Source organism: Bacillus sp. SIMBA_154, assembly GCF_046536015.1.
GTDB lineage: Bacteria > Bacillota > Bacilli > Bacillales > Bacillaceae > Bacillus > Bacillus pumilus_P.
The window spans coordinates 1-259 of sequence record NZ_JAWJBV010000386.1; the positions used below are offsets into that span (position 1 = coordinate 1).

Genomic DNA, 259 nt, shown 5'->3' on the forward strand with positions numbered 1-259 from the left:
AACGCAAATTCTTGCCCTATTGGAATAAAGCTAACTCCAAGTAGTAGCGCAAACAAACTAAGTGCAACCCAGTTAACTTTTCCCTGTTCACTACTAGTTTGCTGTGATAAATCACTTAATTTTAAGAGTGGCCAGATAGCGCCGATTGCGGCTGCAATAAGTAAAATAATAATTTGTGTACTTAACATCGGCAGTAGAATAAGAGCTAGGGTGCTTATAACTGCAATTAGCTTAAGGATTAGATTGCTGCAAAAGCTTT

Annotated in this window: 1 protein-coding gene; it reads right to left on the bottom strand. The window is 37.8% G+C overall.

Annotated features, from left to right (window positions below; genetic code table 11):
- The coding region (locus tag R0K30_RS22480) for a hypothetical protein (RefSeq protein ID WP_410613120.1) at positions 1-259 on the bottom strand (259 nt) is incomplete at both ends.